12 protein-coding genes and 1 riboswitch are annotated in these 13,310 nt (G+C 72.6%); of the genes, 4 read left to right on the forward strand and 8 right to left on the reverse strand.

Annotated elements, in window-relative coordinates:
- From BL253_RS21820 to BL253_RS21830, 3 genes are all read left to right on the forward strand, one after another.
- A partial coding sequence (locus BL253_RS21820; RefSeq protein WP_198946349.1) for a transposase occupies nt 1-423 on the forward strand: 423 nt, incomplete at its 5' end.
- A 464-nt stretch (nt 424-887) separates the two neighbouring features.
- Nucleotides 888-1,106, forward strand: coding sequence for a CbtB domain-containing protein (locus tag BL253_RS21825; protein WP_081438567.1), 219 nt, complete (start codon nt 888-890; stop codon nt 1,104-1,106).
- Nucleotides 1,107-1,121: 15 nt separating this feature from the next.
- Entirely contained in the window at nt 1,122-1,997 is an 876-nt protein-coding gene (locus BL253_RS21830) for a CbtA family protein (RefSeq protein ID WP_076818997.1), read from the forward strand.
- A gap of 110 nt (nt 1,998-2,107) precedes the next feature.
- On the opposite strand, the gene BL253_RS21835 is transcribed toward BL253_RS21830, so the two are convergent.
- From BL253_RS21835 to BL253_RS21870, 8 genes are all read right to left on the reverse strand, one after another.
- Nucleotides 2,108-2,890, reverse strand: a complete 783-nt coding sequence (locus BL253_RS21835) for a (2Fe-2S)-binding protein (protein ID WP_081438550.1) — start codon at nt 2,888-2,890, stop codon at nt 2,108-2,110.
- A complete protein-coding gene (locus BL253_RS21840; RefSeq protein WP_081438551.1) occupies nt 2,887-4,509 on the reverse strand; it encodes an ABC transporter ATP-binding protein in 1,623 nt (540 codons plus the stop codon). The genes BL253_RS21835 and BL253_RS21840 overlap by 4 nt, the downstream gene beginning before the upstream one ends.
- Nucleotides 4,506-5,396, reverse strand: coding sequence for an ABC transporter permease (locus BL253_RS21845; protein ID WP_198946350.1), 891 nt, complete (start codon nt 5,394-5,396; stop codon nt 4,506-4,508). The genes BL253_RS21840 and BL253_RS21845 overlap by 4 nt, the downstream gene beginning before the upstream one ends.
- Nucleotides 5,393-6,385 carry an ABC transporter permease gene (locus BL253_RS21850; protein ID WP_076819081.1) on the reverse strand — a complete coding sequence of 331 codons (993 nt, stop codon included), beginning with the start codon at nt 6,383-6,385 and terminating at the stop codon, nt 5,393-5,395. Before BL253_RS21850 ends, BL253_RS21845 begins: the two co-directional genes overlap by 4 nt.
- Nucleotides 6,386-6,387: 2 nt before the next feature.
- Complete coding sequence (locus BL253_RS21855; protein WP_131831540.1) at nt 6,388-7,968, reverse strand: ABC transporter substrate-binding protein; 1,581 nt, start codon at nt 7,966-7,968, stop codon at nt 6,388-6,390.
- A gap of 28 nt (nt 7,969-7,996) precedes the next feature.
- Nucleotides 7,997-8,210: riboswitch (cobalamin riboswitch) on the reverse strand.
- Nucleotides 8,211-8,271: 61 nt separating this feature from the next.
- The gene (gene prpB / locus BL253_RS21860; protein WP_076818999.1) at nt 8,272-9,186 is read right to left on the reverse strand and encodes a methylisocitrate lyase; all 915 of its coding nucleotides are present in this window, start codon (nt 9,184-9,186) and stop codon (nt 8,272-8,274) included.
- A 17-nt stretch (nt 9,187-9,203) separates the two neighbouring features.
- A complete protein-coding gene (locus BL253_RS21865; RefSeq protein ID WP_076819000.1) occupies nt 9,204-10,715 on the reverse strand; it encodes an MmgE/PrpD family protein in 1,512 nt (503 codons plus the stop codon).
- Between the two features lie 36 nt (nt 10,716-10,751).
- Nucleotides 10,752-11,147, reverse strand: a complete 396-nt coding sequence (locus tag BL253_RS21870; protein WP_076819001.1) for an ArsR/SmtB family transcription factor — start codon at nt 11,145-11,147, stop codon at nt 10,752-10,754.
- A 103-nt stretch (nt 11,148-11,250) separates the two neighbouring features.
- Between BL253_RS21870 and BL253_RS21875 the strand changes: the two genes are divergently transcribed.
- On the forward strand, nt 11,251-13,224 hold the full coding sequence (locus tag BL253_RS21875) for a heavy metal translocating P-type ATPase (RefSeq protein ID WP_076819002.1): 1,974 nt from the start codon (nt 11,251-11,253) through the stop codon (nt 13,222-13,224).
- The last annotated feature ends 86 nt before the right edge of the window (nt 13,225-13,310 follow it).

Raw genomic sequence — 13,310 nt, forward strand, 5'->3', positions numbered from 1 at the left:
CTCTGGGGCGTGGTCCGCACCCACAAAAGCGCCGAGAACACCCTGGCCGCCTTCCAGTCGATCCGAGCGGCCCGCCCCGACAACGCCCCGGTCTACGTCATCTGCGACAACCTGTCGGTCAACACCACCCCGAAGATCCTGCGCTGGGCGGCGCGCAACGACGTGCACCTGTGCCTGACCCCGACCTACGCCTCCTGGGCCAACCCGATCGAGGCCCAGTTCGGCCCGGTCCGGTCCTTCGTCATGAACAACTCCAACCACCCCAACCACCCCGCGCTGGCCCGCCACCTACAGGCATACCTACGCTGGCGCAACACCCACRCCCGCGACCCCTCCGTCCTGGCCGCCCAACGCCGCGAACGCGCCCGCGTCCGCTCCGAACGCCAACAACGATGGGGACGACCACGACCACACGCCGCCTGACCCACCCCGGCACACGTTCGCGGTCAGCGCACTAGGGCGTGGTCGGCGTCCGGCGCGCTGGTGCGAGGCCGCGCGCAGGGCCTCGGCCATCTCGGCGAAGCCTTCGACGGCGACCGCCGTCATGATCGCGTCCTTGCCCTTGAAATGGCTGGGGCCTGGTGTGGCGTGGTGTGGCGGGACCGTCGTCGTTCCGCCTGCCTGTCCGTCCGTCGGAGGGTCTCAGCGTTGGCCCTCCCTGGACGAGGCCGGTATCGGTCGTGTGACCTGGTTGATAGGGCATTGACAGGGTCTGGCATGCCCCGCACACTGCGAACACGATCTGTGGGTGGAAGCCGGTGTGAATCCGGCGCGGTCGCGCCACTGTGATCAAACTGTCCGCCCGTCCGGGCGGACGTTTGAGAGTCAGACCCACCCGCGGGTCCAGTCCGAATGTTCAGGGACGCGTGATCCCGAAGGGGGCTGCCGTGAGTACCAGTGCGCCTGTTGTCGACGCGCAGGACCAATCGATCTCCTCACCTGTCAGCGCGCGGGCGCTGTGGCTCGGCGGAGTCCTCGTTCTTTCGCTCCTGCTGTACTACTTCATCGGTATCGACCAGGGTGCGACGTCGCTGTTCGGCCAGGACAGCCACATCCATGAGTTCGTCCATGACGCGCGGCACTTCCTCGGCTTCCCCTGCCACTGAGAAGCCGGAGTCGTCATGGAATCGCGTTTCGTTTTCCGTGCCCTCGGCGTCGGCGCTCTCGGCGGCCTGCTGGCATTCGTCTTCGCCCGGATCTTCGCCGAACCGTTCATCCAGAACGCGATCGACTACGAAGCGGGCCGCGACGCCGCCCAGAACGAGCTCGACAGGGCCGCGGGCCTGACGGTCGGTGGCGAAGAAGCGGAGATCTTCAGCCGGGGGCTGCAGCGCAACCTCGGTATCGCCACCGGCATGGTCCTGTTCGGCCTGGCGATGGCCGGCCTGTTCGTCGTCGCCTACCTTGTCGTGTCCCGGCGCTTTCCCGGTATCCGGCCACGGGTGCTCGCGGCCCTGCTCGCCGCCGCCTGCTTCCTGGGCTTCTACGCCGTCCCGTTCGTGAAGTACCCGGCGAACCCACCCGCGGTCGGGCACGGCGAGACGATCGGCGACCGGAGCGCGGTCTACCTGGCCATGGTCGGGATCTCCGTCGTCGCGCTCATCCTCGCCGTGGTGGCCGGCTACCACCTCGCCAGGCGCTTCGGCACCTGGTACGGCAGCCTGCTCGCGGCGCTCGGCTTCGTCGTCGTCATCTCCGTCGCGATGGCGCTGCTGCCAGCCCTGGGGCACTTCCCGCTCAACGAGTCCCAGTACGGCAGGCACGCCGCCGAGACCCCGCAGCCGCTGCTCGACCCGGACGGGAAGATCGTGTACCCGGGCTTCCCGGCCGACGTCCTGTTCAAGTTCCGGCTGTACTCCCTCATCGCCCAGATGATCATGTGGGCGACGATCGGTCTCGCCTTCGGCGCGCTCGCCGAGCGCGTCACGGCCAGGGCGAAGGCTCCCGCGTCGGCCAGCCGCCCAGCGGCGGTCGTCACGCCTTCGCCGGCATCCTGACGGCGCGTACCCACCTGGACCGAGCCCGGCGGGCCGCGACTGCGCGGCCCGCCGGGCTCGCTGGCGTCCGGCCGAGGACGCCATGACCACGGATGGCCGTGGGCCGAGTACTACGGCCCGCGTTCGCCGTGACGAAGCGGGGGCGCCGCCGTGCTGAGACCCAGGGCGCGGTCGACGGCGGCGCGTCGAGGGCAGTCGGTGCACATGGTCTCGGAGGGGACGCGGTAGAGCAGGCAGCAGGAGGCGCGGTGAACGAGTCTGTGGCTCCTGTTGTGGCCCACCTCCACGTCGGCGTAGCGAGGGCGCGGCAGGGGCGGACCGATCCGGGCGACGAGGCCGGCCGCCAGCGCGGTGGCGTGCTCGACGCGCCCGGTCGCCTGCCCGGCCCAGAGCAGCCGGCCCGCGATCGCGTCGGTGGCGATCGCCCAGAGTGGCGCCGGGCGGCCCTTGGTGAACGCGGCGACGGCGCCGATCGCCGTGGCGAGGCTGGCTCTCAGCTCGGCGGCCAGGTGGTCGATGCCACCGTCGAGGACGGCGGTGGAGTGGGAGCCGCGGAACCGGCTTGAGGGCGTGTGGTGCAGGACGAGGTCTTCCAGGCGGGGGCTGAGGCTGTGGCCGGTGAGGGCGAGGCTGGCCAGGGACGGGTTGAGCAGGACCGCGCTGGCCGAGTACCACCACAGTGTCGCCAGGACGTGCTGGTCGTCGATGTTCCAGATCCCGGCGCGGAGCCTGATCTGTTCCGCCAGCCAGTCGTGGTCGGTGACCCGGGTGGCGACCAGCTGGTTGTCCGACGGGGCCGGGCGCAGGACGTCACCGAGCTGACCTGGCAGCTGGGCCAGCACCTGCCTGGTCAGCTCGTCGGGGGTGGGCGGCGGCATGCCCGCGCCGCTCATGATGGGACGCCGGTCGTCATGACGTCGACTATCCGCCCGCGCTCGAGTCGCACCGTGCGGTGGACGAGGGCGGTGAGCAGCGGCAGGTCGTGGCTGACGACCAGCAGCGCGGTTCCCTGCTCGGCGACGCCGCGGAGCAGGGTGACGATCCCGGCGGCGGTGGTGACGTCGAGGCTGGCGGTGGGTTCGTCGGCCACGATCAGCGCGGGCCGGGCGATGAGCGCGCGGGCGATGGCGACGCGCTGGCACTGCCCGGCGGACAGCTGGCCGGGCAGCAGGGTCGGATCGAGGTCGGCGAGGCGTACCTGGGCGAGTGCCTGACGGGCCAGTCCGACGCGTTCGGCCCGCGACCACCGTCGTCGCCGGGTGAGCGGCTCGGTGATCGTCCGCCACAGGGGCCAGCGCCGGTCCAGCGACGCGACCGGGTCCTGGAAGATCGGCATCACGTAGCCCGGCGGCGGGCCCGGCAGCTCGGCCTCGGTGTAGTGGCGGGTGCCGGAGTCGGGCGCCTCGGTCCCGGAGAGCAGCCGCAGCAGGGTGGACTTGCCCGAGCCGGACGGCCCGAACAGGCCGACGAGCTCGCCGGCGCCGATGGTGATCGAGACGTCCTCGACCGCGCGCACCGTCCGCGAGCCGTCGCCGTAGGAGCGGGTGAGGTTCGCCGCGGCCAGCACCGGTCGAGCGGCGGGCCGCTGCCCCTCCTCGGTGGCGGGCCGGCCCTTCTCGACCTCGGTGGCGGGCGGGCCCTTCTCGACGGAGGGCGCGCAGGACGCAGCGGGGAGGCGGACGGCGGTGGAGGCGGCGAGCAGGCCGCGCGTGCAGGGGTGGTCGGGGTGTTCGAGCACCTGGCCGGTGGGGCCGGTCTCGACGACGCGGCCGTCGGCGATGACCGCGACGCGGTCGCTGTGACCGGCGACCAGTCGCAGGTCGTGGCTGATCAGCAGCAGGGTGGGGCTCGCGGCGCGCAGGGTGGCGAGGACGCCGTCGGCGAGGTCGGCGTCCAGGGCGCTCGTCGGCTCGTCGGCGATCGTCAGGGCGGGGGAGTGGGCGGTGGCGGCCGCGATGGTGACCCGCTGCAGCATGCCGCCCGACCACTGGTGCGGCCGGTCCCGCAGCCGCGACCCGGCGTCGCGGATGTCGAGGGCGTCCAGCCGTCCGACGACGGCGCCGTCGGGCGGGCGTCGGCCCTTCGCGGTCCAGGCCTCGGTGACGTGGTGGGCGATGGTGCGCAGGGGGTCGCAGGCGGCGTAGGGGTCCTGGGCGACGTAACCGATCCGGTCACCGAGATGTCGCCGCATCGCCCGTCGGGGCAGACCCAGGATCTGCTCGCCGCACAGTTCGATCGATCCGGTCACCGTGGTATGGGCGGGCAGCTGCCCGAGGACGGCGCGCGCCAGGCTGGTCTTGCCGCAGCCGGACTCGCCGACGAGCGCCAGGCACTCGCCGGCTCGCAGGTCGAGGTCCACGCCGGTGAGCGCGCGATGGCCGTTGCCGTAGGTGAGGCGCAGGTCCCGGATCCGCAGCGTGATCTCCGCGGTCCCGGTCGGCGTCTCGGTCGGCGTCTCGGTCGGCGTCGCGGTCGGCGCGTCGAGGGAGGTGGGAGAGTCGGGAGACGTCATGAGACGCGGGYGGGGTCGGTGCAGTCGCGCAGCGCGTCGCTGATCAGCGTGGCGGCGGTGACGGCGGCGATGACGCCGAGGCCGGGGCCGACGAGCAGCCAGGGCGCGATGGTGAGATCCATGYGGGAGTCGTTGAGCATGGCGCCCCATTCGGCGGTGGGGGGTTGGACGCCCAACCCGAGGAAGGACAGCCCGGCCAGGCCGAGGATGGTGTCGCCGAGCAGCAGGGTCGCGGCGATCAGGACCTGGGAGAGCACGCCAGGCAGCACGTGCCCGGCCGCGACGCGGTACATCGGGATGCCGGCCATGCGGGCGGCGATCACGTCCGGGCGTGTGCGGGCCCCGACGGTGTACGCACGGGCGAGCTTGGCCAGCCCGGCCCAGCCGGTGACCGCCATCGCGAGCACGAGATGGCCGAACCCGGGCCCGAGCACCCCGACGACGGCGAGGGCCAGCACGAGGGAGGGCAGTCCGAGCAGCAGGTCGATGATCCGGCTCAGGACGAGATCCACCACACCGCCGCGCAGGCCCGCGACGGTCCCGGCGACGAGGCCGAGGCCGGTGCTGATGAGGAACACCAGCAGCGCGGCGCCGAGCGAGGTGCGGATCCCGGCGACCGTGCGGGCGAACTCGTCACGCCCCGCCGCGTCCGTTCCGAGCCAGTGGCCGGATCGCGGCGAGAGGAGCTGGTGGGCGTAGTCGGTCGCGTTCGGGTCGCGGGCGAACAGCGGCCCGACGACCGTGACCAGCAGGATCAGCGAGGCAAGGGCGGCTCCGGCGCGGAACCCGTGGTGCGCCATCAGTCGGCGCCCAAGCCCCGCCACGGCGAGAGCGGTACCGGCATCGATGTCGGTAGGCAGGCGCCGCCCCGGTGACAGGATGCTCATGCTGCCGTGTCGACCGTGTCGACCGTGTCGGCGGTGTCGGCGGGGCGGCGCCGCGCCCGCGCGGGGCGCAGCCGAGGGTCGATGCTGGCGACGATCAGGTCGACCACCAGGCTGGCCACGACGTAGGTGACGACCGCGATCATGGTGTAGGCGACCACGACGGGCAGGTCCCGGGCGTCGATGGCCTGGACGGCGTACTTCCCGACGCCGGGCCAGCTGTAGACGGTCTCGGCGATCGGCGCCCCGCCGAGCAGCCCGGCCGCGCCCAGTCCGGCGACGGTCAGGAACGGTCCCGCCGCGTTGGGCAGCACGTGCACCCACAGCCGCCGCCACGCCGAGGCGCCGCGGGCGGCGCTCACCCGCAGGTACGAGGCGGAGCGGGCCTCCAGCAGGCTGGCCCGCAGCACCCGCGCCCAGTACCCGGCCGACCCGAGCGCCAGCGTGAGCGCCGGCCAGCCGACCGTGGACCAGGACCCGTCGGCGATCACCACCCCGAGGTCGAGGCGCACGACCAGCACGTTGAGCACGAACAGCCCGATCAGGAACCCCGGGGTGACGACCATGACCAGGGTGACCGCCCGCACCGCGCGGTCCAGCCACCCGCCCGGCACGGCGCCGGCGGTCAGGCCGAGCAGCAGCGCCAGCCCGAGCGAGATCAGCATCGCGACAAGGGTCAGGCGCGCGGTGGCCCCGAGGCGGGCGCCGATGTCGCTCATGACCGGGTTGCCAGTCTGCCAGGAGGTGCCGAAGTCGCCGTGGACCGCGCCGGTCAGCCAGTGCCAGTACCGCGCCGGCACCGGCTGGTCCAGACCGAGCTGTACGCGTGTCGCCGCGATCTGCGCGGGGTTCGGCTCGGCCACGCCGCGGGCCGCGAGCACGGTGCGGGCGGGGTCGCCCGGCGCGGTCAGCAGCATGGCCCACACGGCGGCGCTGGTCACCCAGAGGGTGACCAGCGCCTGCCCCGCCCGCCTGCCGAGAGCGGCCAGCACGGTCAGCTCGTGGGCGCGGTGGTGGCGTCGACCCACAGGTTCGCCGGCGGAACCCTGAAGCCCTTCCAGGCCGGTCCGGCGACCGCCGCCGGCAGCCGCTGCCCGGTGAAGACGATGTAGGCGTTGTCGGCGATGCGGCGCTGGATCTGGCGCAGCAGGTCGTCGCGCTGGTTCTCGTCGACCGCCGTGGAGACCCGCTCGATCAGCCCGTCGAGGGCGGGGTCGCTGATACCAGTGGTGTTGCTCGGGCCCTTGGTCTGGAAGTAGTCGCGTAGCGGCGGGATCGGGTCGCCGGCGAAGGAGACCATCCCGTTTCCTTCGAGTACGGCTGTCCAGCCGGTCGGGTCCTCCTGCGCGGCGTCGATGTCGGGGACCTGGTTGATGGCCACGTCGATCCCGATCGCCCGCAGCTGGGCCTGGATCGCCACGGCCAGGGTCTGGGTGTCGGGCTGCTGGGCGTACGTGTCGATGGTGAACTTCAGCGGTGCGCCGTTCCTGGTGAACATGCCGGACCCGTTCTGGGTCCATCCGCCCTGGGTCAGGGCGTTCCTGGCGGCGGTGACGTCGGTCTTCTGGGTGGCGACCGCGTACGGCGCCGCGGAGACGTACATGCCCGTCGCCGGCTGGTAGAGGCCGTTCATCACCTGGTTGGCGAGCTGGTCGTAGTCGATGCCGGCCTGTACCGCCTTACGCACGGCGAGGTCGTTGAAGGGTGCGGTCCGCTCGTTGAGGAACAGCTGGAGCGTCGGGCCCTTCGGCGTGYCGGTGACGTAGTAGGAGTCGGTGCGGCCCTTCAGCGTCCTGGCCGACGTGGTCGGCGGGTACAGCGCGAGGTCGGCCTCACCGTGCTGCACCGCGAGGATGCGGGCGCTGGCGTCCTCGGTGAACTTCACGGTGACCGACGCCAGGGCCGGGGTGCCGTCCCAGTACTTCGGGTTGCGGGTCATCGTCATGACCTGCGGGCTGTTGCCGGTGACGACGTAYGGGCCGGTGTACATCTTCGCCGCGATCAGTTTCTCCGGGCTGCCCTTCGCCGTCGCGTAGGCGGCCTGGTCATAGATGATGAAGAACGACTCGTCGCCCAGGATGAACGGCATATTCGGTACCGGGCCGCTCGTCGTCAGCGTGACCTGGTCGGCGCCCGTCGCGGTGACCGTCGCGCCGGGCAGGGCCGCGGCGGCGGACGAGTTCTCCTTCAGCTGGTATTCCATGCACGCGACCAGCGCGGCCGCGTCCAGCGGCCTACCGTCCTGGAAGGTGATTCCCGGATTGAGCGTGAGAACCCATGTGGTCGGTGAGGTGCTCGTCAGCGATTTCAAAAGCCACGGGGTGACGGTGCCCGCGTTCTGGGGCTTCATGAGCAGCTCGCCGTAGCCCAGCTCGTTGCCCCAGTATCCGTTTTCGACAGGGTCAAGGTCGTCGACCGCGAAACTCGTCGCGATCGTCAGTGTCTTCGCCGCCGTCCCCGCACTCGCGCCTGGCGAGGACTCGTCCGCCTGCGTCGAGCAGGAAGCCAGCCCGACACACGCGAGTATCACGGCGAGCGCCGCCGACGTTCGACGAACGAACCTGGGCACGCTCACGCGGACCGCCTCTCCAACACCTCGTGGATGGGTACTCGGTGCCGTGGCCGGTCTCCTGGCTGACGGGTCGTTCGCACCGGACCGAAGTYCGGCCTCGAACCGCCGCGACCTGACACCTTCCCAGACGTGATGGCGTCCAGTGGCTCCCCTCACGGGGACAGGTCGAAGCACCCGATTCACAGTGGCGAGGGCCGCGCCGGCGTCACACCGGCTTCCCGAGCACCACGGCTCGCCGAGCCTAGAGGCCGTCGTCGCGGGCCGCAAGGCTCATGGGCCGCGCAGGTGCCGCACCTCACGTGGAGATCAGTCGGAGAGGCGGAAGTTGAAGATCTCGTCGTCGAAGACGTTGTAGTCGGCGTAGTCGAGCAGTTCGTAGAGCCTCGCCCGGTGCTGCATCCGGTCCACCAGCCCCGCCTGGGTGCCCTCGTCCCTGATCCGGCGCAGGCCGTCCTCGACGGCGCCCATCGCGAGGCGCAGCAGCGTCACCGGGTAGATGACGAGGTTCACGCCGACCGACTCGAGCTGCGTCGCGGTGAACAGCTCGCTCTTGCCGAACTCGGTCATGTTCGCGAGCAGCGGCACGTCCACGGCCTCGCGGATGGCCGCGAACTCGTCGAGGTCCGCCATCGCCTCCGGGAAGATCATGTCCGCGCCGGCGTCGACGTAGGCCCTCGCCCGGTCGGCGGCCGCGTCGAGGCCCTCGACCGCGCGCGCGTCGGTCCGTGCGCAGATGACGAAGTTCGGGTCCCGGCGGGCCGCGACGGCCGCGCGGACCCGCCGCACCATCTCGGCGGTCTCGACCACCGACTTGCCGTCGAGATGGCCGCACCGCTTCGGGTTGACCTGGTCCTCCAGGTGGCAGCCGGCGAGGCCCGCGTCCTCGAGGACCTGGATGGCGCGGGCGACGTTCATCGGCTCGCCGAACCCGGTGTCCGCGTCGACGATCGCCGGCAGGTCGGTCACCCGGGCGATCGCGCCGGACCGCCCGGCGACCTCGGTCAGGGTCGTCAGCCCGATGTCGGGCAGGCCCAGGTCGGCGGAGAGCACCGCGCCGGAGACGTACACACCGTCGAACCCGAGCCGCTGGATGAGCAGGGCGGACAGCGGGTTGAAGGCGCCCGGGAAGCGCAGCGGCCCGCTGTCTCCGCTCCGGGAGGCGGCCAGCGCCTCGCGCAGCGCCACCCGCCGGTCCGCCGCCGGTGTCCGGGCATGCAGCATCGCTGGTCTCCTCCCAACTAGAAGAGCCCGCCCTCGGACCCGATGGGCAGCGGCCAGTCGGGCACGAGGGTCAGCTCGCCGAGCTCGTCCGGCCGCAGCTCCGGCAGCCGCACGGCGGCGGCGAGGAACCGGTCCTGCTCGTCGGTCGGCACGACGCCCTCGGCCAGCCGGCGGAACTTCGCCACGTACTCGGACCGCCCGAACGGCCGGGCACCGAGCGGGTGCGCGTCGGCGACGGCGATCTCGTCCTCGACCGTCGAACCGTCCGCCAGCGTGACGACGACCCGCCCTCCGAACGCCTTCTCCGCCGCGTCGGTCGCGTGGTAGCGGCGGGTCCAGTCCGGGTCCTCGACCGTGGTGATCTTCCGCCACAGCTTGACCGTGTCGGGCCTGGCGGCACGCCGCGGCGCGTAGGAGCGCTCGTGATGCCAGCCGGAGTCCTGCAGCGCGACGGCGAGGATGTACGGGATCGAGTGGTCGAGGGTCTCGCGGCTCGCTGTCGGGTCGTACTTCTGCGGGTCGTTCGCGCCCGAGCCGATCACGTGGTGGGTGTGGTGGCTGGTGTGGATGACGACCGAGCGCGCCGTCGCCAGGTCGGGGCCGAGCCGCGGGCCGAGGCGGCGGGCCAGGTCGATGAGCGCCTGGCTCTGGTACTCGGCCGAGTGCTCCTTGGTGTAGGTGTCCAGGATGCCGAGCTTGGGCTCGCCGGGGCCGGGCAGGCCGACGACGTATCGCGCCCGCGGGCCGTCGAGCAGCCAGGCGATCACTCCGTCCTCGCCCTCGTAGATCGGGGACGGCGCGCCCTGGCCCCGCATCGCCCGGTCAACCGCCTCGATGGCGATCTTGCCGGCGAACGCGGGCGCGTAGGCCTTCCAGCTGGAGATCTCGCCCTTGCGGGACTGCCGGGTCGTCGTCGTGGTGTGCAACGCCTGGCCGACCACCTGGTAGACGGTCTCGGTGGGCAGGCCGAGCAGCGTGCCGATGCCGGCGGCGGCCGACGGCCCAAGGTGCGCGATGTGGTCGATCTTGTGCTTGTGCAGGCTGATCGCGCGGACCAGCGCCACCTGGATCTCGTAGCCGGTCGCGATGCCGCGCAGCAGCTCGCGCCCGCCGAGCCCGACGTGCTGCGCCGCGGCCAGGATCGGCGGGATGTTGTCGCCGGGATGGGAGTACTCGGCGGCGAGGAACGTGTCGTGGAAGTCGAGCTCACGCACCGCGACGCCGTTCGCCCAGGCCGCCCACTCGGGTGAGACCCGGGTCTCGGGCGGCAGGCCGAACACCGTGGCGCCCGCGCGCCCGGCCGGCGGGGCGTGCCGTAGCGCCTGCTCCCGGGCCGCCGCGACCGGCCCGCGGGCCAGCGCCGCCGCCGCCACGCCGGCGTTGTCGATCACCCGGTTGATGACCATCTCGGTGACCTCCGCGGTCACCGCCACCGGGTCGGTCGCGACGGCGGCGATCTTCCAGGCGAGCTGCTCGTCCCGGGCCAGCCGCTCCTCGCTGCGGTGGACGCGCACCGTGTGCTCGATCATGCGGTCACGCCTGTCCCTCAGGCATCCGGGGCTCCCTCAGGCACCTGGGGCGGTCGCCGGCTCGCGTCCGGCCTCGGGGGAGGCGTCCGGGAGGCCGAGGCCGAGGTGCTCGACGTGGTACAGGGCCTGGTCGAGGAGTTCGGCGACGTGGTTGTCGTAGAGGGCGTAGACGACGGAGCGGCCGGTCCGGGTGCCGACCACGAGGCCAAGGTGCCGCAGCAGGCGGAGCTGATGGGAGCAGGCGGACTGCTCCATCCCGACCTCGGAGGCCAGCTCGGTCGCGGCAAGCGGCCCTTCGCGTAGCCGGGCGAGGATCAACAGCCGCGACGGGGTCGCGAGCGCCTGGAGCGTGGTGGCGACCTTCGCGGCGCTGGCCGCGTCCAGACGGGGGCGCGGGACGCGGCTTGCTGGCGGTGCGGCTCCGTGACCCACCTGACCAGGGTACGCCCGCCATGAACATATGAACTGTTGTTCATATATTCCTGTACGGTGGGGCGGACCTGTCGTCCAGCGCGGCCTACTCGAAGGACCCCCGATGTTGTTGCCGCCCACAGTGGGCCGCTCGGCGCCGACCGCCCGCGCCGCCGGAGACCGGCCGGTACCCAGGCGCCGCACCCGGGTCCTCGCCGTGCGTGAGAGCCGCTGGGCGGCCGCCGCGCTCGCGCTGTTCGTGCTGGCGTTGCCGCCGTACCTGCTGCACGCCCCGGCCTGGACATGGGCGCCGCTCTACGCCGCCGTGTACGCCACCGGCGGCTGGGGCCCGGGCTGGGCGGGTCTTCAGGCGCTGCGGAACAGGACTCTGGACGTGGACCTGCTGATGGTGGTCGCCGCGCTGGGAGCGGCGGCGGTCGGACAGGTGCTCGACGGGGCGCTGCTGATCGTCATCTTCGCCACGTCAGGGGCGCTCGAGGCCATCGCCACCGCCCGGACCGCGGACTCCGTGCGCGGCCTGCTCGACCTGGCACCGGCCACGGCCAGCCGGCTCGCCGACGACGGCACCGAGCAGACCGTGCCCGCCGGCGAGCTGGCGGTCGGCGACACCATCCTGGTACGCCCGGGCGAGCGCGTCGGCGGCGACGGCCGGGTCCTGGGCGGGGCCAGCGAGGTGGACCAGGCCACGATCACCGGCGAGTCGCTGCCCGTGGTCAAGGAGAGCGGCGACGAGGTGTTCGCCGGCACCGTGAACGGCACCGGCATGTTGCGGGTGAAGGTCGAGCGCGACCCGGCCGACTCGGTACTCGCCCGGATCGTGGCCATGGTCGAACAGGCCTCGAGGACCAAGGCGCCGACCCAGCTGCTCGTCGAGAGGATCGAACAGCGCTACAGCCTCGCCATGGTCGCCGGCACGGTCGCGCTGTTCGCCGTGCCGCTGCTGGCCGGCGCCGTCCTGCGGCCGACGTTGCTGCGCGCCATGACCTTCATGATCGTCGCCTCGCCCTGCGCGGTCGTGCTGGCCACCATGCCCCCGCTGCTGGCCGCGATCGCCACGGCTGGCCGTCACGGCGTCCTGGTCAAGTCCGCGCTCGTCATGGAACGCCTCGGCCAGGTGGACGCGGTCGCCCTGGACAAGACCGGGACCCTCACCGAAGGCACCCCGCGAGTCACCGACATCCACCCGCTGACGGGCTCCGGCCTGACCGAGGACGGCCTGCTGACCCTCGCGGCGGCGGCGGAGCATCCCAGCGAGCACCCGCTGGCCCGCGCCATCGCCCGCGCCGCCCGCACCCGCGGCCTGCGCGTGCCGTCCGCCGAGGACTTCGTCTCGATCGCCGGCACCGGCGTGACCGCCACCGTCGACGGCCACGCGGTGACGGTCGGCAGCCCCGCGCGCCTGCCCGGCGGACGTGCCAGCCATCCGGCCGTCGTCGCGGCGGCGAACGAGGTGGAAGGGCCAGGCCGCACCGCGGTCGTCGTCGCGCTGGACGGCGCGCCGGTCGGCGTACTCGGCATGGCCGACCGGCCGCGCGACGGCGCGCCCGCCGCCGTCGCCGCCCTGACCAGAGTGACCGGCGCGGCACCGGTCCTTGTCACCGGCGACAACCCGGCGGCCGCCGCCCACCTCGCCGCCGAACTCGGCATCGTCGACATCCGCGCCGACCTGCTGCCGCGGGACAAGGTCACCGTCCTCGCCGAACTGCGGCACGCCGGCCGGAGGGTACTGATGGTGGGCGACGGCATCAACGACGCCCCCGCGCTCGCCGCCGCCCACACCAGCGTCGCGATGGGCCGCGCCGGCTCCGACCTCGCCCTCGAGACGGCCGACGCCGTGGTGGTCCGCGACGAGCTCGCCACCATCCCCGCCGTCCTCGCGCTCGCCCGGCAGGCCCGCCACCTGGTAGTCCAGAACCTCGTCGTCGCGGCGGTCTTCATCGTCGGCCTCGTGGCCTGGGACCTGGCGGGGACCCTCCCGCTGCCGCTGGGCGTCGCCGGCCACGAAGGCTCCACCGTCCTCGTCGGCCTCAACGGACTACGCCTGCTCTCCGACTCCGCCTGGCGTCGGGCCCGCTGATCGCCCGTGCTGTGGCGCCGCGGCGGTCGGCGGGCGGTTCGGTCTCTTGACATCTGATATATCAATCGGTCACGCTGCTCTGGTGA

This window comes from Pseudofrankia asymbiotica (genome assembly GCF_001983105.1).
GTDB lineage: Bacteria > Actinomycetota > Actinomycetes > Frankiales > Frankiaceae > Pseudofrankia > Pseudofrankia asymbiotica.